A 19300-nucleotide genomic window follows, 5' to 3' on the forward strand; every position below is an offset into this window, starting at 1 on the left:
GTTCAGTGAAACGAGACTCGCTTTAGCGGACGGCAATCGTGATCGTGTCCACAGCGGAACGCTGAGCCAACTGGGACGCGACCTGCGGCGTGACCTCGACGAGAGCGGCCCGCGATCCGGAGCCGAGCCCGTTGGTGGAATCCGGTGCGCTCAGGACTCGAACATCGGCAGCCAGGGTGCCACCGTCGGCGCCGATCAGGTCGATCGCAGCCCCGGGCCGGACCAAGGCCGCAATCGCGCTGCTCGGGAGCGGGAGGGCGACGACGACCAGCCCGGGTCTAGCGAGCCGCTCCCCGGTTGCGATCGAGGCCTCCGTCACGACGCTGCCCGCCGTCATGGGCCCCGAGAGTGTTGCTCCGGTGACGTCGGGCACCTGCGCGGCGGCCCCGTCGGGGATCGCGTCGAGGGGCAGGCTCCGGAGGGACAGGTCGCCGGGGGCGAGCACGGTGCCAGCAGGGAGCGGGCGTGCTGCCACCACCACGGGCCGGCTGTCGACTGGGCGCGGGGCGAGCGCGAGCAGGGCGGTCACCACGGCTAGGAACGTGCACAACGCAGCGAGGGGACGCCGCCGCAGGCGCAGGACGTGTGGGAGGGTGAGCGTGGAGGGGGTGCGCGGGGGTTTCACGCCCCGACGTTAGGCGGGCGGCGTCAGCTTGCGGTGGGGGTGCTGCTTGTCGACGGAGTCGCAGGCTTGGCTGCGGCGGGGGCGTCCTTCGTGGCGGCGGGCTTGGCCGCCTTCTTCTCTGGGGACGCCTTGCCCTTGTCCGTGGAACTGCGGTTGTCGGTTGCGTAGAAGCCGGATCCCTTGAACACGACACCGACCGGGCTGAACACCTTGTGCAGTGAGCCTTGGCAGGTGGGGCATACGGTCAGCGGATCATCGGTGAACTTCTGCTGCACCTCAAGGTCAGCTCCGCAGTCGGCGCAGCGGTACTCGTAGGTGGGCATGGTGCTCCTTTCGCAACGGCGGCCCAGTGTAGCCCCGGTGGGCACGTGCCTCAGGAGCGGTTCGCCATCGGAGAGAGCGTCCGGGTGGGTGTGACGATGAGATCCACGGGGCGATCCCATTCCTCCACGGGGACGTCAGGGACGACCTCACCGTCACTGACCAGCGTGGCGATGACGGCATCGGGAGCCGCGTGAACCAGGGCACGGTCGTACCACCCACCGCCGGTGCCCAGGCGGTCGCCGTGAGCCGTTACTTGGAGAGCAGAAACCCACACGAACGAGCAGGACGCCAGCGCCTGAGCGCCCAAGGTGGGCGTTGTGGGTTCGGGGATGCCGTGCCAGCCCGGACGCAACGCTGCCAACCCGGCGTACCAGGCCCAGGCGGGTTCGCGGTGTCCGGCAAGCACGGGCAGTAGCACGGCGACGCCGCGTTCCTGCAACGCGGCGATGAGGTGTGTGGTGTCCGGTTCGGGGGGCACCGACAGGTAGCAGGCGACGGTCGCGTGCCCGGCGCAGGCGTCCAGCAGCCGGGGCAGGCGTGCAGCGTCCGCCCGTTCGCGGGTCGTATCGGCGCGTCGCGCGGCCAGGACGCCGGCGCGGGCCAGGGATTTGGCCTCGAGTTGCCCAGATGATTGCACGGCTCGCGGTGCCCTTTCACAGGAGCGGCGTGCTCCTTGTCTTATCGTAGTTTCATGGCCAGCTTCGCACCCATGACGAACGACGGCGTCGAGGGCGACGCCCCGCGCTCCGCGGCATTCTCCGACCGCGTAGGAACCGCCCGCTCGCTGGACGAGGAGCGTGCGTTCTTGCTGGGCAAGGTCCAGCACATGCGCCCGTTCGCGATGCAGATCCTGGATGTGCCCGGGCTCGTGTTGTGCGAGGACATCGTCTCCGACCTGGATCTGCCGCTGGTGACCACCGCGCGCATTGACGGCTACGGCGTTCGTGGCTCCGATCTGGTGGGGGCGACCCCGTTGGAGCCTGTAGCGCTGCATCTGGTGGGCAGCATCCGCGCCGCGGACGCCCCGGGACGCCCCCTTGTGGCAGGAGCGACGGTCCGCCTCGAGGCTGGAGCGATCGTTCCCGACGGGGTCGATGCGGTCGTGCCCTTGGCGTCCGGTGCCCCTGGGGCTGACGACACCATCGTCATCGGGACCGAGACGCGCCTGTTCCAAAACGTGCGCCGTGCCGGGTCGGAGTTGTCCGACGGGACGCCGCTGCTGCACGCAGGTGACGTGCTCACCCCGCGCTCGGTGGCCGTGCTTGCGGAAGTCGGCCTGGACAAGGTCATGGTGCGTCCGCGTCCGCGCCTGGTGGTCTTCACGGTGGGGGAGACCCTCGTCGAACCGGGCCGCGCTCTGACTGCCCCTCAGCAACGCTACGACGCAACGACCGCGCTGATCACCGCCGCCGCCCGCAGCGACGGCGCGACGGTGTACCCGCTGGGCGTCGTCCCTGCGGATGCCGCCTCGGTGGCCCGCGTCGTCAACGACCAACAGATTCGCGCCGACCTGATCGTCGTGGTGGGCGGCGCGTCGTTCGTGGGCTCGGTTCCGGGCGCCCACGATGTTGACGAGGCGCTGGTGGGTCTCAACGGCCAGGTGTCGGTCGCCTACGCGGCGCTCGGTGACACCAAGACGCCAATGGTGGCGCTTCCCGCCGGGGTGATCTCCGCGTACGTCGCCTACCTGGCGTTGGTGCGTCCGCTGGTCCACACCCTCAACGAGGTGGATCCGCTGACCGGCGAGCGCGTCCTGGGGCGGCTCACCGAGACGATCGAGTCCGAGGTTGGCGTCACCCAGTACGTGCCCGCCGTCCGGACGCTGCTGGGCGCCACCACGCCCGTGGCGGCGGCCGATTCGGAGTTGGCGTGGGATCTGGCCCGGGCGAACGTGTTGGCGATCATCCCGCCGAACGCGGGGCGGGTCGAAGCGAACACGCATGTGGACTGCCTGGTGCTCGGCGACGGAACGGATCCCGGGGCCCGGTGAACCTGCGAAGGGCTCGGCGCTGGCCGGTCAGCCTGCAGCACGGTCCCATCGGTTTGCGTCCCCTGCGGGCGACCGACGAGGACGCCTGGTACGCGGTGCGCGCCCGCAACGCTGCCTGGACTCTTCCCTGGGACGCGACGCGTCCGCCCGGCACCCCCGATAGTGGCCTGACGTTTCGCCGCATGGTGCGCCGCCTGGACGCGGACGCCCGCGCCGGACGGTCGCTCCCGTGGGTGATCACCTGGACCGAACCCAGCGGGGTCTCTCGGCTCGTGGGTCAACTCACGATCTCGGGGATCACGTACGGATCGGCCCGCTGGGGTATGGCCGGCTATTGGGTGGATCGTGACGTGGCCGGACGCGGTGTCGTCCCGACCGCGTTGGCGCTGGGCGGCGATCACGCCTTCACCGTGGTGAAGCTGCATCGCCTCGAGGTGGCGATCCGTCCCGAGAACGCCAACTCGCTGCGGGTCGTAGAGAAGCTGGGGTTCCGCGCGGAGGGGCTGCGTCCGGCGTACATGCACGTCAACGGCGCCTGGCGCGACCACCTGATGTTCGCGTTGCACGCCGAAGAGGTGGACCCGGCGGGCCTGCTCGGACGCCTGCCCGCCGATCGTTGAACGCCACCCTCGACGGGGGTGGTGTCCCACCTAGGGGTGACACCAGCGGGCCTCTGGCTACGACTTCTGATGTGGATGATGCGGGCGCGGCGCGTCCTGCCTGGGCGTTTCTCAGGCGGGCTTTAGGGTTTGCGACATGGGTTTTCAGGGACTGATCTTCGGCGCCGTCGCGGCGTGCTGGCTGGTCTACCTGGTGCCCATGCTGCTGAATCGTCGCGAGCAAGGCGCCCCCGAGGAAGTCGAGCCCAGCGAGCCGTTCGGCTCGTCGGTGACGATCGTGCGTCGCGGGACAGCCCTGGACGCAGCCGAGAACGGTTCCGCCGTCGTGTCGACGCCCCACAACCGTCGTGCCGCGCTGCGTGAACTCGCCGACCGTGACCGGGAAACCGCCGGACGCCGCCGCAACGTCATGATCTTCCTGAGCCTGCTCGGCATCACCACTGCGGTGCTCGCCGCCTTCGGGCTGGTCCCGTGGTGGGTGCTCACCGTCCCTGTCGTCCTTCTGGTCGCGTTCCTCGTGGTGGCCCGCTTCAGCGTGGCCCGACTTCGCCGCGAACTCGACGAGCGGGCCCGGATCATCCGCGGCGGCGACGTCGATGAGATGACCGTCGCCATCGCCGTCCACGAATCCACCGCCGAAGACGAGGCGGCCCAGTCGGTCGAACTGAGCGCCCCCATCGAGCGGACCGGCTCGCTGTGGGAGCCCATCCCCATCACGGCCCCCACCTACGTGTCGCGCCCACTCGCGCCACGCACCGTGCGCACCATCGACCTGTCCGCACCCGTCGCGAGCAAGATGTCACTCCCCGTCACCGCTGACGGCCCGGAGACCGCTCCGGTCGCCCCCGCGGCCGAGACTCCCGCGTCCGGAGAGTCCCCGGATCGCCCCCGCGCGGTTGGCGAGTGATTTCGTCCGACCCGGAGCAGCGTGGTAGTCTGTTCTTCGCTTTGAGGGGCTATGGCGCAGTTGGTAGCGCGTCTCGTTCGCAATGAGAAGGTCAGGGGTTCGAATCCCCTTAGCTCCACCGCACGCACAAGGCTCGAACCCTTGCCAACGGAAACGTTGGTCGAGGTTCGGGCCTTGTTCGCGTCCGCGGCCCAGGTCAGAGCGTTGGCGTTGACCTGCGGATCGAGCAGCATCTCGAAGGGGCGGTTGTGCTCGACGCGCAGTTCGTTGTCCTCGTCGATGAAGACCTTGGTGAAGAACGCCTGGTTGCACAGACGCCGGTTGGTGTCGTCGCAGCGGGTGTAGATGTCGGCGCAGTTGGCGAGCAGGCCGAGTGCGTCGTCGAGGTGGGCGCGAGCGTCGGCGTAGTCACCGAAGTGGGCGTCGATACGTCGGGTCACCTTGTCGAGTTCGGCGGCGATGCGGTCCTGCTCGCGCTTGAGCACGGTCAGCGGGATCGCGTCGGCGTAGTGGGCCTGCATGAGTCGGTCTTGCTCGCTTTCGAGCCGGTCGCGGTTGGCCGTGAGACGCGCGAGTTCTTCGGTTTCGGCGGCCATCAGCCGGTCGAACTCGTGGTGGAGCATCCCGGCGAGGGCGTCCTGTTGGGCGGGCGTGATCTGGACGCGGGAGTAGTAGTCCTCGACGAGCTTCTCGACATCCTCGATGAGCATCGCCTGGCGCGTGCAGTCGGTCCGCTTGGAGTGTCGGCCGGAGCAGACGAAGTAGCAGTACACGTTGCCGTGGCGGTTCTTCGCGTTGGAGACGATGAGCCGCGAACCGCACTGGCCGCAGTGGATAGTGCCTTTGAGGTAGTGGCCGTGGACTTGGGTTGCCTCGACGGCGCACTGGTGCGCGGTGAGCACGGACTGGACCTGGTACCAGACCTCGGCAGGCACGAGCGCCGGGTGGTTGCCCTTGTAGCGGGTGCCTCGGTAGATGACATCGCCCTTGTAGTAAGGGTTGGTCAGGAGGCGATGGATGGTGGACACGGCCAAGGGCTTCGCCGGCCTCTTCGGCGTGGGCAGGCTGCGGAGTCCGCGTGAGGTGAGTTCGTCGTGGAGCTGGCTGACGCTCCAGTTCCCGGAGGCGTATGCCTTGAAGGCCCACTCGATCATCGGTGCTCGCTCGGGATCGAGTTCGATGGTGCGGAGCTCGCGCCCCAACTCGTCGCGCTTGCGGACGTTGAGGTAACCGATGGGTGCTCGTCCGTTCGTGCCGCCACCGATGGCCTTCTGGGTCATGCCGTTGGTGACTTCGGTGGCGAGGTTGCGGGAGTAGAACTCGGCGATCGTGGACATGATGCCGTGCAGGAGCATCCCCGACGGGGTCTCGTCGATGTTCTCCGTCGCGGAGACGAGCATGACCCCGCACTGTTGGAGTGCGAGGTGGATGCTCACGTCGTCGGCGCGGTTGCGGGCGAGTCGGTCTACCTTGTGGACGATGCAGTAGGAGACCTTGTTGGCCTTGACGTACTGGATCATCCGCATCAGTTCGGGCCGGTCGGACGACTTGGCCGAAGCTCCCGCGTCGATGAACTCCTCGACGATGCCGGCGCCGAGTTGTTCGGCCTTGCGCCTGGTCGCTTCGCGTTGGGCCGGGATCGAGAAGCCCTCGTCCGTGCCGCCCTTCTCAGCCTGCTCGCGGGTCGAGACCCGCAGGTAGGACACAGCGGCAGCCATTGTCTTCGGCGGGTCGGTGAGGCTGGCTGCCGGATCGTCGGCAATGGTGGTCATCGGGGTCTCACTCTCACGCGGTTCGACCCTCGCGCTCCCAACTGTTCGTGGGAGGGGGTGTTGATCGTGAGAGCAGCCGGTGAAGGCTGTAGGGCGAGACCCGATGGTCTCGGTGCGTGTTGCCCGCCGAGCGGCGAGGTTTAGGCCACAACACCCCGCATCGCGAGGCTTGCACGGTTCATTCTACCGGGCGGCTTCAGAGGCGGCCAGGCCATCCGTCGCCGCCCGGTAGGTGTCGGGTACCCGCGTGGCCTCGCGGGCCGCGCGGCTTTCGCCTGTCTCGTGCAACGTCAGCCGGATGAGGACCTCGGTGAGCTTGTGCAGGTCGGCGCGTTCGCGGTGGACGGCCCGGACGGAGAACGAACGCTCCTCGTAGGGGCGACGGTCGGTCTTCTTGGCATAGCGGCTCATCGGTCTACGGACCCTCGTCGTCGGCCAGGTTGGCGTAGAACTCGTCTTCGGCTTCCTGGCGCTTGCGGACCTGGGCGATCACGAAGTCCGCGAACTCTTCGTCCCTGTCGTCGAACTTCACCTCCTGGATTGAAGGGGACTCTTCGCCGGGCCAGGCGGCCTGGCGGGTGGGACGGTCGCGGTCCCCGCGCGTGCTGCAGGCGGTGATCCAGTAGCGGAGCCGTTCTCGCGCGTCGGCGAAGTCGCGGTGCCAGCCGAGGGGTGCGGACGCGTTCTGCTCGGGGTCGGAGGCCCCAAGCCAGTGCAGGTGCAGTGCCGACAGCTCCCAGACCATCTCCGGGTGGTGGTGCCAGAACGGCGGCACCACCGCGACGGTGAGGCCGTAGGTGCGCCGCAGCCAGTCAACCCACCGGTTCAGCGCGAGCCATTCCTGCTCCAGCTCGTGAGCGGTGAGCAGGTTCCAGTTCACCGGATGGGGCGGCTCGGGCATGTCGGCGTTGGTGACGCGGGGCGGCCCGTCGAACACGTCGGGCTCATCCACTTCGGACGGGCCGACGGGGAGATCGGGTGCTGTGGGTTCTTGGTTCTGATCGTTCGTCATGGCGTGGCTCCCGAACTCACATGCTGACCGGCGTGGCCTGGGCCGCAGCGTTCGTCCGTCGCGGGGACTCGTAGGCGGCGGCGTCGCGTCCGGCCGAGTTGCGCGGGGTGCGGTCCACCTCGTAGCGGGTTCGCGCGGCGTCGTGGCCGATCTTCTTGGCGATGAATTCTTCGCCCTCGATCGCCTGGCCGTTGCGCTCGTAGTTGACCGGGCGCGTGTAGCCCTCGGCCACGAAGTTGTCGCCCTGAGCGAAGTTCGCGTGTGCATGCTCGGCCGACCGTCCGAACATCACCAGGTGGTGGTAGGTCGTCTCGGTCTGGGTGAACGAGCCGTCTTCCTCCCGGCGGAAGTGCTCCTTGCCGATGCGGGCGAAGAACCTCGCGTCGCCCTTGGCCGTCTCGGTGAGCAACGGCTCCGAGGCGATGAAGCCCGACAGTGATTCCTGGGTGTGAATGGCCATGATGGCGTCCTCCTGAACTTGGGCGGCCAGCTGCATGTGGTCGCTGTGTCAGGCAGGTGCGCCCCGGCGCCCAGAGTTGTCAGGGTGCGGGGCGGCGCAGGAGGGCTTCGAGTTCGGCGCGGTCACCGCGGAGTTGCGCGGCATCCTGTCGGGTGGGCCAGGCTCGTAGGTCGGTGACGATGGGTGGTGCGGAGCGGAGCGGAGCATGGTGATGCCGGTGCCGAAGGGCAGGGTGCGGATGCGGTCGGGCGGCAGGATCGGCACGCGGCGGATGGAGCGTTGGTTGGAGCGGGTGCCTCGGTCTTCGAGAGTCACCGAGTCGGTGTACTCGTCGCGTTCGCCGATGAGGGTGGAGAGGTCTTGGAGGTCGCGGCTGTTGGATGCGCCGCCGAGGATGATCTTGACGATGCTGGCGTCCCAGATCGCGCCGGCCTGATGCTCGCTGCACCGGTCGCGGGCTTGGGCGAGCGACTGCAACACGGGCATGGTGGTAATCCCGGTGCCGCCACCTTCGGCCATGAGCGTCGGGAGCGACGGCAATGGCGCGAGGTTCCCGATCTCGTCGAGCGCGAGCAGCAGCGGCGGATCAAGCCTGGCTCCGGGCGAGCGGGCGGCGAGCCTGCGCGCGGTTTCGATGAGGTCTTCGACGAACGCCGCAACCAGCGACGCGGAGGCACCCGCACCTGCCCCGGTGGCGAGCAGATAGAGGGTGCCGTGCTCGGTGAGGAAGGTCTCGGGGTCGAACTGCTCGTCCGGCTCAGGTGACACCGCGTCGAGCACGCGAGGGTCGGCAAGCGCGGCGAGGGCGAGGGAGACGCCTTGCCAGATGCTGTCGCGGGTCTTGGGGTCGGCGTCGATCATCGCGGCCAGGGAGTCGTCCCAGCCCATCGCCGCGTTCGGGTGGGAGTTGAGGATCGCGACCGCTTCGGAGGCAGCCGAGAGGTCGAGGGTCCATCTAAACAGTTCGGCGGGTGGTCTGCCGTCGAGGGCTGCGGCGTGCAGCAAGCTCTGAAGCGCGGTGGGGTCTTGCCCTCCCAGAAGCCTCCGGACTCCACCCCACCAGCGGAGAGGCCGGTAGCGGCGGCGAGGCCGTTGGCGCGGATCATCGCGATCAGTGGGTCGTGGCAGCCGCGCACCGGTGACCAGCGCAGCCCGGCAGGGATGTCCTCGGCCAGGCGTTGCGGGTCGAACACCGCGACCGGGCCGCCGCGACGGCGGCGGGCGCGGAGGGTGGCGGTGAGGTTGTCGGGCCGGGTGCTGGTGGTGACGACCGCGCCGGGTGCGTCGAGGATCGCGTTGATGACGACGTGCAGACCTTGCCCGAGCGGGGCGGGCCGATCAGCAGAATCGAGTCCTCGACCGATGCCCAGACCTTCGTGCCCCGACTGGCCCCGAGGAGGTAGCCGACATCCTGCGGGGCTGGTGACTCCAAGGAGGGCCGTAGCGTGGCCGCGCGATGAAGCAGTGCCTTCGCGGACACTGCGGTCTTGACTTCATGGCTGGTCGCGATCCCGGCGAGTCGGTGCGGATCGGTCTCGGCCTTCCTGGTGTGGTGGCGCAGCATGATCCAGACCCAGACGATCCCGGCGGCGAGCCCGCCGAGCATGACCGCACTGACGAGCCAGTACAGGATCGGGTTGAGTCCTTCGGCGCTGAGCGCGGTCGCGGGGTCTGCGGGGTTGAACAGCACCCCGAGCCCCGCAACCGGGCCGGCGTCGGGTTGTGGCAGGCCGGTGAGGAACGAGGTGACGCTACCGGCTGCGCGCAGCACGAGCGCGATGCCGAACATGCCGATCAGCCCGACGAGGGCGGCGTTGGTGAGTTCGTCGCCCATGCCCCCGGCTTGTCGCTGGTTCATGTCAGCCGCCGCACCGCGAACGTGCCCGAGATACGCCCGAGCAAGATGACTTCCTGCCCAGTGGCGTCGGGGAGCGTGTCGACCCTCGGCAACGCAGGCACCATCGTCGGAAACGTTGCGGAAGCTGTATCGAGCGCGCAGGGCCTCTTCCGCGGCAACGACGCCACGCTGTCCCTGCTCAAGAGCGGCGGCCAGATGGCAGCAAAGGACGGCGCCAAGCTCGGGGCGATCTTCAAGAACGGCGAACTGGTCGCCCAGGCGCGTTTCATCCCCGCTTCAATGACAGCCGCTACAGCGATCGCAGCCATCGGCCCGGCCGTCGCCATGATCGCGCTCCAAATGCAGCTCGGCGAGATTTCCGGCTTCGTCCGCTCCAACATCCAGCTCACGACGCAGACGCTCAAGGCCATCCGAAACGAGCAATGGGCAGAGCTTGAAGGACTGGCGGAGTCCGTCGATGAGGCAGTCAAGGAGACCCGCGAACTCGACGCCATCACAGACTCTGTCTGGGAGCCCATCACTCCCAGCGGCCCCAACATCCGCAAGCAACTGAAGCTGTACCGCAAGAACGTGGCAGGCCACGTTCAGGAACTCGGGAAGCTGGAGGGTCGCGCTCGCCGTCAGTACCTCGAATCCAACGCCGAAGCAATCGTCTTCGATACCTACGCGCTTCTCAGCTCACTCAAGACCCACGCGGAGTACCAGGCGGTCCGGGCCGCCCTCGCCAGAACACGAAGCACCAACGACGAGAGCGAAGCGCAGCTCTTCGACCGGATCGCCCGGAACACACCCTTCGAGATCAACGAGTCGCTCTCCGAAATCCGCGCGTTGACCGAGTCACTCGTGCGTGAGTTGAGTGGGCTGACCCCGTTTTGTAGGTCCGGTGGTTCTGGGAGTCGTCCTGCCGCCCGTGGTTGCGGGCAGGGAGACTGGTCAGATCATGTCGAACATCAGGAAGCGTCACACCCCGGAGCAGGTCGTCCGCAAGCTCGGGCAGGCCGACAGGATGCTCGCCGACGGCAGCGACATCGCCGCGGTGTGTCGGGAGCTTGGGATATCCGAGCAGACGTATTACCGGTGGCGTAACCAGTACGGCGGACTGAAGGCCGACGACGCGAAGCGTCTCAAGGAGCTGGAGAAGCAGAACGCCACGCTCAAGCGATTGCTGGCCGAAGCGGAGCTGGAGAAGGCCGCGCTCAAGGAGCTGGCCGAGGGAAACTTCTAGGCCCGGGCAGGCGCCGCGCCGCCGTCTCGCACCTGATCAGGACACTGCAGGTGAGCGAGCGGATGGCGTGCCGTCTGGCCGGGCTGAGCAGGTCCGCGTACCGTCGCCCGCTCAAGGGCGACACGGTCGCCGACCCTGATCGCACGTTGCGAGACTGGCTGCGCGCGTGGGCGAAGAAGCATCCCCGCTACGGGTACCGGCGGGCGTATCACGACGCCCGGGGTGAGGGCTGGGCGGTGAACCACAAGAAGATCCAACGCCTCTGACGAGAGGAAGGCCTCCGCGTCCCGCAGCGGCGACGCAAGCGTGTCGGATCCTCGACCGTCGACGCCCCGGCGGCGGTCGCACCGAACCTCGTATGGGCGGTGGACTTCCAGTTCGACGCCGACGAGCGGGGCTGCCCGATCAAGATCTGCTCCATCGTCGACGAGCACACCCGCGAATGCATCGGCGGGCTCGTGGAGCGGTCGATCACCGCCGACCGGCTCACCGCCCACCTCGAAGAGCTCGTCGCCGTCCGCGGAGCACCGGGTGTGCTCCGCAGCGACAACGGGCCCGAGTTCATCAGCGACGCGATGGCCGACTGGGCGGGTACCCGCACCGGCCTGTTCTACATTCCGCCCGGCTCGCCCTGGCACAACGGATACGTCGAATCGTTCAACAGCCGCCTCCGCGACGAGTGCCTCAACATCAACAGCTTCTACTCACTGCTGCACGCTCAGGTCGTGATCGGCGACTGGAAGACCGAGTACAACCATCAGCGTCGGCACTCATCGCTCGGCTACCTACCCCCGGCCGAGTACGCTCGGCAGTGCACCCATCAAATCGAAACCGACGACTCACAGAGCGACCGGACCGAATGAAGGGGGCGGCCCAGAAGACTGGCCCTTGAGGGCGAGAGTCACCACATGTTGCGCCGGTACTCCCTCATGGCCTCGCGCAGCGTCGTAACACCCGACTCCAACTGCTCCGAGCCACCGAAGTAGCTGACCCATGTCTCTCTCTGCGCGGAGCGCCGGCGGAACTCCACCTCGACGTGCGGGGCGTCGGGCCCCCGTCCACCACCCCCGAACTGATCGCGAACGTACTCCCCGTAAAGGGAACGCACATCGTGCTTCACCTGGGTCAGTGCCAAGCAATACTCGAGATCGTCAAAGTGTCGCTCATAGTCCTCGTCCGCAGTACCAAGCCCGCGAAGATGTCGCGCAGATCAGCCCTGATGAGGTGACGCGCCGGCTTCTGCCACTCCGTGCCCTGCCAGCGCTGCATCTTGTTGCTCAGCTCATTGGGCAAGATGTATTGCGGGTGAAGCAACTGTGCCGCTGGTTGCAACTCGCTCGAACCCATCGGCTTGCGGGACTCCACGTGATCGGCGACTTCGACCAAGATGCGTTTCCGGGCTCTTCATGCCTGCGGTGGGTCGAGGGTGAGTCCGCCGCCGATGAGGAGCATGCGTAGTCGGTAGTTCTCTCGGTTGCGGAAGCCTCTGGCGATGCGGCGGTGGAGCTCGATGAGCCCGTTCACGGCCTCGGTCCCGCCGTTGCTGGCGCGGCCGGTGTCGAAGTAGGCCAGGAAGGCGTCCTTCCATTGTTTGAAGGTGCGACCGAGGCGGGCGATCTCGGGGATCGGGCATGTGGGGAAGATGGCGACGATCTGCTCGGCGAGTTGGCGGCCTCGAGCTGGGTCGGGGTGGGCGTAGGCGGCTCGCACCTTCTGGGCGCACTGCCAGGCGATGTGGACGGCGTCGTGGCGTTCATCGGCGGCGATCGCCGCCGCGATGCGGGCGTGTTGTTTGTCGGTGAGCCGCTCGGCCGCGCAGCGCAGGATGTTCCGGATCCCGTACAAGGGGTCGCCGGCTCGGCCGCGGTGGCCGTGGATCTCCTGCTGCACCCGGCGACGGACCTCGTCGACCGCCCGGCCGGCCAGGGCGACCACATGAAACGCGTCAAGGACGGCGGTGGCGTCGGCGAGCTTGTCATCGATCGCGTTCTTGTAGCCACGCAACGGATCCAACGTGGCGACCTCGACCCGAGCCTTGAACATCTTGCCGCGTTGGTCGAGCCACGTCTTGTACACGGTCCCCGAACGTCCAGGGACCAGATCCACGAGCCGGGCGTGGACGCGTCCGTCCTGGTCACGAGTCACGTCGACCATCCCGGTGAGTTCCTTGGGGCCGCGCTTGCGGGGGCTGACGTGATGCCACAGGTGCTCATCCACCCCGAGGGTGGTGACCCCGGTGAAGCGGGACTCGTCGGCGGCGGCGCGGGCGAGGATCGGCTCGATGCTGGTCCACACGGTCCGCCACGTGGTGGCTAACTGCCGGGCCAGTCCGGCGATGCTGGCGTGCTCGCGTCGGAGCTGTTCGGTCGCCCAGCGGCAGGCCCGGGTGGTCAGCATTGCCCGCGGTTTGCCGATACCGGTGTCCTGCTCGGTGACCACCCCCACCGGACACGACGGCTCCGGGCACGTCCACGTGCGTTTGCGCCAACGCACGAAGCAGCTCCTGCAGACGTGGCGCATGTTGGAAGACGCGCGGTGCATCCGCTGTTGCGGCGAGCGGGTCGACGAGATCATGGGACAGCAGGCCCAGTGCCGCTGGCTCCTGGAGCGGTACCAGGTCTTCGACCCGGCTGGCGACAATGAGCGCCACGAATCTCAGCAAGCCCTGCAGAGGCTGCAGGAACCGACACCATCTCAGGACTGGCTCGCAGCAGCGCAAGCCCTGATCCGCCTCCGCCCCGAAGCCTGAGGGAAGCACCCCATGGGACTTGACCCCGCACCAGTCGAGCCCTGCGGCGGCCTGAACCGCGGCGCGTCGGATGGCCGGCGGTGTGTGGGGTCTGGCCCCCATCTCGGCGTGGACGCCCGCCCATCCACCAGCTCCAATGCTGCATCAAGCACCCGTGCGGGGGCACGCTGGACGTGTCGGGTTGGCCACGGGTGTGGCCGCCCCTGGAGAAGCGATGAACCCTGACCTGTGGAGGAACCATGGACGCCCACATCACCACCTGTCCTGCCTGCAACACCCGCAACCGGGTCCCCGCGGTGGCTGCTGGGGTGCCGCAGTGCGCTACCTGCCACGCGCCATTGCCCTGGATCACCGACGCCCACGACGCCGACTTCGCCGCTGTCAGCGACTCGTCGAAGCTGCCGGTCCTGGTGGACCTGTGGGCGCCGTGGTGCGGCCCCTGCAAGCAGTACTCGCCGGTGCTGGAGAGGCTCGCCGCGCAGTACGCCGGCCGTCTCAAGCTGGTGAAGGTCAACGTCGACGAGTCGCCAGCCACGCAGGCCTCCTTCGACGTCCAGTCGATCCCGACGCTGGTACTGCTGCGGGATGGCCAGGTGGTGGCCCGACAGGCCGGTGCCATGTCGCTGGGGGCCCTGCGGCGCTGGGTCGAGCCGCACCTGGACTGACCTCACCTGTCGACGAACATCCCGGCCACCGTCAAGCAGACGCATGCGCAGGGTTTCGAGATCGCCAACCACACCTATGACCACAAGCCGACCAGCGACCTGCCGGACGCGAAGGCGGCGTGGGAGGTCAGGCGCACCAATGCGGCCCTGCAGAGGATCACCGGCCAGAAGCCGACGCTGATGCGTCCGCCCTATGCCGCCCGCACGCAGCGCACGGACAAGGTCGTCGGCGCCAACGGGCTGGCCGTCGTGGTGTGGGAACAACTCACCGGAGGACTGGGTGGCCGGCCACAACACGGCGGCGGTCATCACGAAGCTCACGGTGCAGCGCGCCAGCCGGGACTCCATCCTGCTGATGCACGACATCCACCTGTGGACCGTGGATACGGCCGCTCCCACCATCGACACGCTGCAGAAGCAGGGCTACACGCTGGTCACGGTCAGCCAGCTGCTGGGCTCCACGAAGCCCGGGAAGCTCTACCCGGCGGCCTGACGCACCAGTCGACTGGCCAGGTGCGGTTGGAGCTCGAGCCCCACCTCCTCGCGAGGTGACCCCGATCTCTTGCGTCAGGGCCCGGTAGCCTCGAAGCATGCCCAGCCACCTTGACCCTCCAGTGACCGCCCTGACGTCCCAGCCCCGGCCCGTCTGGTCGATGCGACGCAGGCTGCTGCTTGTGGCCGCCTCCACCGTCCCGCTGGCCTTCGCCGCCGCGCTGGAGTGGATCAAGGGCAACGACGGCATCGGCACCGTCGCCTTCGTCGCACTGAGCGCCGCTGGCTACCTGTTGGCGATGTACGGACGCCTGCCGGACGAGGTGAACGTTGCCGGTAGCGGAGCCAAGTTCACCCCCGAGCAACGCCTGGAGGTGCAGGCCATCCTCGACGAGATGGCGGCCGAGCAGCTCGAGGAGATCGCCACCGACGGGTCCGACGAGATGCGCGAACTGGCCAGCGACGCCCTCGACTTCCGCGACCGAGCCCGCGCCTACCTGGAGCAGGCCGCCACGCTGGAGGGCTTCAGCCTGTCGTCCACCGGCCACGGCAGCCTCGACGCCGGCCCAATCCTGGGCCTGGTGCGCGCCGTCAACGGCATCGTCCTCACCCGTGACGACCGGGTCGTGGCCGTCGACCTGGGCGAGGCCGAGCTCTCCTCGCTGGAGCTGGCCGCCCGGGGCGTCACCCATGTGCTGGAGGTGCAGCGCACCCGCGTCACCGTTCGCCGCGTCAGCGACGACACCTCGCTCTACTCCTCCGACCGCACCATCAGCGTCGACCAGCTACGACGGGCGCTGCGTGCCGTTACCCAGGACACCACCCACACCGCCTGACCTCACGCAGACATGAAGCAGGCCGGGGCTCCCGTGGTGGGAGCCCCGGCCTGTTGGTCGGGTCAGACGATGCGCAGTTCGTCGGTGTCGGGATCGACATCGAAGGTGACCACGGCCCCGTCGACGATCTCGCCGGCGAGCAGCTTGCGGGCGAGCTGGTCCTCGATGGTGGACTGCACCAGGCGACGCAGCGGGCGGGCGCCGTAGACCGGGTCGAAGCCGTTGCGGGCCAGCCATTCTTTGCCCTCGTCGGTGACGTCGATCACGATGCGACGCTCCGCGAGCCGAGCGTTGATCTTGTCGAGGTTCGTGTCGACGATGTGGGTGAGGTCCTCAAGCGTCAGCGGGTCGAACATCACGATCTCGTCCAGCCGGTTCAGGAATTCGGGACGGAAGGCCCCGCGCACCACACCCATCACAGCCTCATGCTTGGCCTCGTCATCCAGGCTCGTGTCCGCGAGGAACTGGCTGCCCAGGTTGCTGGTCAGGATCAGGATGGTGTTGCGGAAGTCCACCGTACGGCCCTGCCCGTCGGTCAGGCGACCGTCGTCCAGCACCTGCAGCAGGATGTTGAACAGGTCCGGGTGGGCCTTCTCCACCTCGTCGAGCAGCACCACGCTGTAGGGACGTCGACGCACGGCCTCGGTGAGCTGGCCGCCCTCCTCGTAGCCCACGTAGCCGGGAGGCGCACCCACCAGGCGGCTGACCGAGTGCTTCTCCGAGTACTCGGACATGTCGATGCGGATCATGGCGGTCTCGTCGTCGAACAGGAAGTCCGCCAAGGACTTGGCCAGCTCGGTCTTGCCGACGCCCGTCGGGCCGAGGAAGAGGAAGCTGCCGGTGGGCCGGTTCGGGTCACTGATCCCGGCACGGCTGCGCCGGACGGCGTCGGCGACGGCCTTGACGGCCTTCTTCTGGCCGATCAATCGCTTGCCGATGTGCTCTTCCATGTGGAGCAGCTTGTCGGACTCGCCCTGCAGCATCTTGCCGACGGGGATACCGGTCCAGGCGCTGACCACCTCGGCGATGTCGGTGGCGGTGACCTCGTCGGCCACCATCCGTTCCGCCTGCTCCTGGTCCTCGGCCTGCTTGGCCTGCTCCAGCTCGCGTTCCAGTGCCGGGATGCGTCCGTAGGCGATCTCGGCGGCCGCGGCCAGGTCGCCGGCACGCTGGGCCCGTTCCGCCTCGATGCGCAGCTGGTCGATCTGGGTTTTCAGCTCACCGATCCGGTTCAGGCCAGCCCGTTCGGCCTCCCAGCGCGCCTCCAGGAGACGCAGCTTCTCCTCGGCGTCGGCCAGCTCCTTCTCCAGGCGCTCCAGGCGGGCCTTCGAGGCGGCGTCGGACTCATTGCTGATCGCGAACTGCTCCATCTTCATCCGGTCCACCTGACGGCGCAGCACGTCGATCTCCTCCGGGGAGGAGTCGATCTCCATCCGCAGCCGACTGGCGGCCTCGTCAATCAGGTCGATGGCCTTGTCGGGTAGCCGCCGGTTGGTGATGTAGCGGTGGGACAGGCTGGCGGCGGCCACCAGGGCGCTGTCGGTGATCCGGACCTTGTGGTGCGCCTCGTAGCGTTCGCGCAGGCCGCGCAGGATCGCGATGGTGTCCTCGACTGTCGGCTCACCCACGTAGACCTGCTGGAAGCGGCGCTCCAGGGCCGGATCCTTCTCGATGTGCTCGCGGTACTCGTCGAGCGTGGTGGCGCCGATCATGCGGAGCTCGCCGCGGGCCAGCATGGGCTTGAGCATGTTGCCGGCGTCCATGGCGCCCTCGCCGCCGGCACCAGCGCCGACGACGGTGTGCAGCTCGTCGATGAAGGTGATGATCTGACCCTCGGACTCCTGGATCTCCTTCAGCACGGCCTTGAGTCGTTCCTCGAACTCGCCGCGGTACTTGGCGCCGGCGACCATGCTCGACAGGTCGAGGCTGACGACCCGGCGGCCCTTGAGGGAGTCGGGGACGTCGCCGGCGACGACGCGCTGCGCGAGGCCCTCGACGACGGCGGTCTTGCCGACGCCGGGCTCGCCGATCAGCACCGGGTTGTTCTTGGTGCGACGGGCCAGCACCTGCACCACCCGGCGGATCTCCTGGTCCCGGCCGATGACCGGATCCAGCTTGCCCTCGCGGGCACTTTCAGTGAGGTCGACGGAGTACTTGCCCAGCGCCGACTCGCCACCCTCGGCCTCCGGACTGGTGACGCGCCGGTCACCGCGGGCCTCGGCAAAGGCTGCTTCCAGTTTCTCGGTGGTGGCGCCGGCTCCCACGAGGATCGTCTGGGCCTCCGACGGGATGGTGGTCAGGGCGATGAGCAGGTGCTCGGTGGAGACATAGGAGTCGCCGAGCTTGTCGGCGCGGATCTCGGCGTCGGCGAGCACCCGGGCCATGGCGCCCGACAGCTGCGGCTGCGCCACCGAGCTGCCCTGGCTGGAGGGCAGCTTGCCGATCGCGGCCTGGGCACGCTGGTCGACCTGGTCGGCGTCCACGCCGACGGCGGCCAGCAGCGGCGCGACGGAGTTCTCCGGCACCATCAGCAAGGCGTGCAGCAGGTGCTGGGGTTCGACCGTCGGATTGCCGGCGGCCAGGGCATTGCGGATCGCGGCCGAGACCGCGTCCCGGCTCATCGTGGTGAGCTTCTCGGTGTCCATCAGTGCTCCTTCGTCAGGGTGACCGCGCCGGTGGCGGGTGGTGGTCCATGGGTGGTTCGTGGGCGGTCCCGGCCTGCGGGGCTTGCGGCCCGGCGGCTGGGATCCGGTGCACATCGATGGTGTGCAGCGGCCCCCGGGCAGGTCAAGGAGTTCGCAGGCAATTGGGGGTTGGCACTCACCTGTGTGGGGGACGACGCCCATCCGGGCCGTGAACCGTGGCCTTTCGCGCGAGACCCGGTGAAGCTGGAGGAGTCCCGGACCGGCCGCAGCCTGCGGGTCCTGTCCCTGACCCAGTCCTCAAGGAGGCATCGCAGATGGAATGCACAGACCACGTCGTGGTGGGCGTCGACGGCTCGCCCGCCTCGATCGCCGCGGCCGTGTGGGCCCAGGACATCGCCCGCGCTGGCGACTGGCCCCTGACGATCCTGCCCACCCCCCACCTCGCCACCGGCATCCGCACCCTGCTTGCTGACAGCGGCCAGCTCGTGGCCGCACCCGGCATGCTCGCCCCCGCCCTGGCCGAGGCCAGCCGCACCGCGGCCATGGTGGTCATCCCAGCACGAGGGGCCGATGCGCCGATCGTCCCGGTGATGGACACTGTCGCCGAGGACCTGCTGCAGGAGGCCCACGGGCCGGTGGTGGTGATCCCTGCCACCACCTGGAACACCTTCGACCGTCCCGTCGTGTTGGGGCTGGACCTGGAGGAGCCCGGCGTGCCGGGGATCCGCTTAGCCGCCGCCGTGGCCCGCCGCGCGGGGATGCCTCTCAAGGTGGTCGTCGCCGACGAGAGATGCGAGGACATTGACGAGCTGCGGAACCGTGCCGTGGCCATCCTCACCGAGGCCGCCGCCGAGCTGCTGCCCTCCAGCTACGACGTCATGATCTCACCCCACGAACCCGCCGATGCCCTGCTCGCCGAGGCTCTGGAAGCCAGCCTGACCGTGGTCGGTAGCCGAGGCCCGAACTACCGGGGCCAGCGGGAGAACTCCGAGAGCCGTCGACTGCTGCGGCTGACCTCGACCCCGGTGGCCGTCGTCGCCGACCACGACCCGACCCCCTGACCGTCCCGGACCCCTAGGATCGAGACTGCAGACTCACGACAGGGCCTGTCGCCGTCCCC

At 68.4% G+C, this 19300-nt stretch carries 20 protein-coding genes, 1 tRNA gene and 3 pseudogenes; 11 read left to right on the forward strand and 13 right to left on the reverse strand.

The window, feature by feature from the left end:
* Positions 1–22: 22 nt before the first annotated feature.
* From C1706_RS03715 to C1706_RS13960, 3 genes are read right to left on the reverse strand one after another with little or no spacing between them, the layout of a single operon-like run.
* On the reverse strand, positions 23–625 hold the full coding sequence (locus C1706_RS03715; RefSeq protein ID WP_129457892.1) for an SAF domain-containing protein: 603 nt from the start codon (positions 623–625) through the stop codon (positions 23–25).
* Positions 626–648: 23 nt separating this feature from the next.
* Positions 649–948, reverse strand: a complete 300-nt coding sequence (locus C1706_RS03720) for an FmdB family zinc ribbon protein (RefSeq protein ID WP_129457893.1) — start codon at positions 946–948, stop codon at positions 649–651.
* A gap of 50 nt (positions 949–998) precedes the next feature.
* Positions 999–1586: a 5-formyltetrahydrofolate cyclo-ligase gene (locus tag C1706_RS13960; RefSeq protein ID WP_164987416.1), complete on the reverse strand. Its 588-nt coding sequence runs from the start codon at positions 1584–1586 to the stop codon at positions 999–1001.
* A 54-nt stretch (positions 1587–1640) separates the two neighbouring features.
* Here C1706_RS13960 and C1706_RS03730 point away from each other — a divergent pair, with 54 nt between their 5' ends.
* The 4 genes from C1706_RS03730 (at position 1641) to C1706_RS03745 (ending at position 4584) form a co-directional block, all read left to right on the forward strand.
* A complete protein-coding gene (locus C1706_RS03730) occupies positions 1641–2939 on the forward strand; it encodes a molybdopterin molybdotransferase MoeA (RefSeq protein WP_129457895.1) in 1299 nt (432 codons plus the stop codon).
* Positions 2936–3559 (forward strand): GNAT family N-acetyltransferase, encoded by a 624-nt coding sequence (locus C1706_RS03735; RefSeq protein WP_241653408.1) that lies wholly within the window; start codon positions 2936–2938, stop codon positions 3557–3559. The genes C1706_RS03730 and C1706_RS03735 overlap by 4 nt, the downstream gene beginning before the upstream one ends.
* Positions 3560–3695: 136 nt before the next feature.
* Positions 3696–4466 carry a SepX/GlpR family protein gene (locus C1706_RS03740; RefSeq protein ID WP_129457896.1) on the forward strand — a complete coding sequence of 257 codons (771 nt, stop codon included), beginning with the start codon at positions 3696–3698 and terminating at the stop codon, positions 4464–4466.
* Between the two features lie 45 nt (positions 4467–4511).
* Positions 4512–4584: transfer RNA gene (locus C1706_RS03745), tRNA-Ala, on the forward strand.
* A gap of 610 nt (positions 4585–5194) precedes the next feature.
* Here the strand turns inward: C1706_RS03745 and C1706_RS14485 are convergent.
* From C1706_RS14485 to C1706_RS14495, 6 genes and pseudogenes are all read right to left on the reverse strand, one after another.
* Positions 5195–6238 (reverse strand): annotated as a pseudogene (locus C1706_RS14485) (recombinase family protein); the annotation flags it as partial.
* A gap of 183 nt (positions 6239–6421) precedes the next feature.
* Positions 6422–6649, reverse strand: coding sequence for a hypothetical protein (locus C1706_RS03755; protein WP_129457897.1), 228 nt, complete (start codon positions 6647–6649; stop codon positions 6422–6424).
* Between the two features lie 4 nt (positions 6650–6653).
* Entirely contained in the window at positions 6654–7250 is a 597-nt protein-coding gene (locus C1706_RS03760) for a hypothetical protein (protein ID WP_164987417.1), read from the reverse strand.
* Positions 7251–7266: 16 nt separating this feature from the next.
* Complete coding sequence (locus C1706_RS03765) at positions 7267–7746, reverse strand: single-stranded DNA-binding protein (protein ID WP_241653409.1); 480 nt, start codon at positions 7744–7746, stop codon at positions 7267–7269.
* A 12-nt stretch (positions 7747–7758) separates the two neighbouring features.
* Positions 7759–8715, reverse strand: a complete 957-nt coding sequence (locus tag C1706_RS14490) for a type IV secretory system conjugative DNA transfer family protein (RefSeq protein WP_241653410.1) — start codon at positions 8713–8715, stop codon at positions 7759–7761.
* A 106-nt stretch (positions 8716–8821) separates the two neighbouring features.
* Positions 8822–9568: a hypothetical protein gene (locus C1706_RS14495; protein ID WP_241653411.1), complete on the reverse strand. Its 747-nt coding sequence runs from the start codon at positions 9566–9568 to the stop codon at positions 8822–8824.
* 940 nt (positions 9569–10508) lie between these two features.
* Here C1706_RS14495 and C1706_RS03780 point away from each other — a divergent pair.
* Positions 10509–11656, forward strand: a pseudogene (locus C1706_RS03780) (IS3-like element ISPfr10 family transposase).
* Positions 11657–11694: 38 nt separating this feature from the next.
* Here the strand turns inward: C1706_RS03780 and C1706_RS03785 are convergent.
* The 3 genes from C1706_RS03785 to C1706_RS03795 are packed head-to-tail and all read right to left on the reverse strand — an operon-like array spanning position 11695 to position 13367.
* Positions 11695–11901: a hypothetical protein gene (locus C1706_RS03785; protein ID WP_129457898.1), complete on the reverse strand. Its 207-nt coding sequence runs from the start codon at positions 11899–11901 to the stop codon at positions 11695–11697.
* Positions 11902–11918: 17 nt separating this feature from the next.
* The gene (locus C1706_RS03790; protein WP_129457899.1) at positions 11919–12179 is read right to left on the reverse strand and encodes a hypothetical protein; all 261 of its coding nucleotides are present in this window, start codon (positions 12177–12179) and stop codon (positions 11919–11921) included.
* Between the two features lie 18 nt (positions 12180–12197).
* Positions 12198–13367: an ISL3 family transposase gene (locus C1706_RS03795; protein WP_129457900.1), complete on the reverse strand. Its 1170-nt coding sequence runs from the start codon at positions 13365–13367 to the stop codon at positions 12198–12200.
* Here C1706_RS03795 and C1706_RS13965 point away from each other — a divergent pair.
* The 5 genes and pseudogenes from C1706_RS13965 (at position 13312) to C1706_RS03810 (ending at position 15535) form a co-directional block, all read left to right on the forward strand.
* Positions 13312–13542: a hypothetical protein gene (locus tag C1706_RS13965; RefSeq protein WP_164987398.1), complete on the forward strand. Its 231-nt coding sequence runs from the start codon at positions 13312–13314 to the stop codon at positions 13540–13542. The two genes, C1706_RS03795 and C1706_RS13965, sit on opposite strands and share 56 nt — an antisense overlap.
* A gap of 239 nt (positions 13543–13781) precedes the next feature.
* The gene (gene trxA, locus C1706_RS03800; protein WP_129457901.1) at positions 13782–14207 is read left to right on the forward strand and encodes a thioredoxin; all 426 of its coding nucleotides are present in this window, start codon (positions 13782–13784) and stop codon (positions 14205–14207) included.
* 18 nt (positions 14208–14225) lie between these two features.
* Positions 14226–14444 (forward strand): annotated as a pseudogene (locus tag C1706_RS14930) (polysaccharide deacetylase family protein); the annotation flags it as partial.
* Between the two features lie 43 nt (positions 14445–14487).
* Positions 14488–14700, forward strand: coding sequence for a polysaccharide deacetylase family protein (locus C1706_RS14500; RefSeq protein WP_241653412.1), 213 nt, complete (start codon positions 14488–14490; stop codon positions 14698–14700).
* Positions 14701–14797: 97 nt separating this feature from the next.
* Positions 14798–15535 carry a hypothetical protein gene (locus C1706_RS03810; protein WP_129457902.1) on the forward strand — a complete coding sequence of 246 codons (738 nt, stop codon included), beginning with the start codon at positions 14798–14800 and terminating at the stop codon, positions 15533–15535.
* A gap of 62 nt (positions 15536–15597) precedes the next feature.
* On the opposite strand, the gene clpB is transcribed toward C1706_RS03810, so the two are convergent.
* The gene (gene clpB, locus C1706_RS03815) at positions 15598–18180 is read right to left on the reverse strand and encodes an ATP-dependent chaperone ClpB (RefSeq protein WP_129457903.1); all 2583 of its coding nucleotides are present in this window, start codon (positions 18178–18180) and stop codon (positions 15598–15600) included.
* Positions 18181–18494: 314 nt separating this feature from the next.
* Between clpB and C1706_RS03820 the strand changes: the two genes are divergently transcribed.
* A complete protein-coding gene (locus tag C1706_RS03820; RefSeq protein WP_129457904.1) occupies positions 18495–19241 on the forward strand; it encodes a universal stress protein in 747 nt (248 codons plus the stop codon).
* Positions 19242–19300: the final 59 nt, after the last annotated feature.

This window comes from Propioniciclava flava (assembly GCF_004126535.1).
Classification (GTDB): Bacteria; Actinomycetota; Actinomycetes; order Propionibacteriales; family Propionibacteriaceae; genus Propioniciclava; species Propioniciclava flava.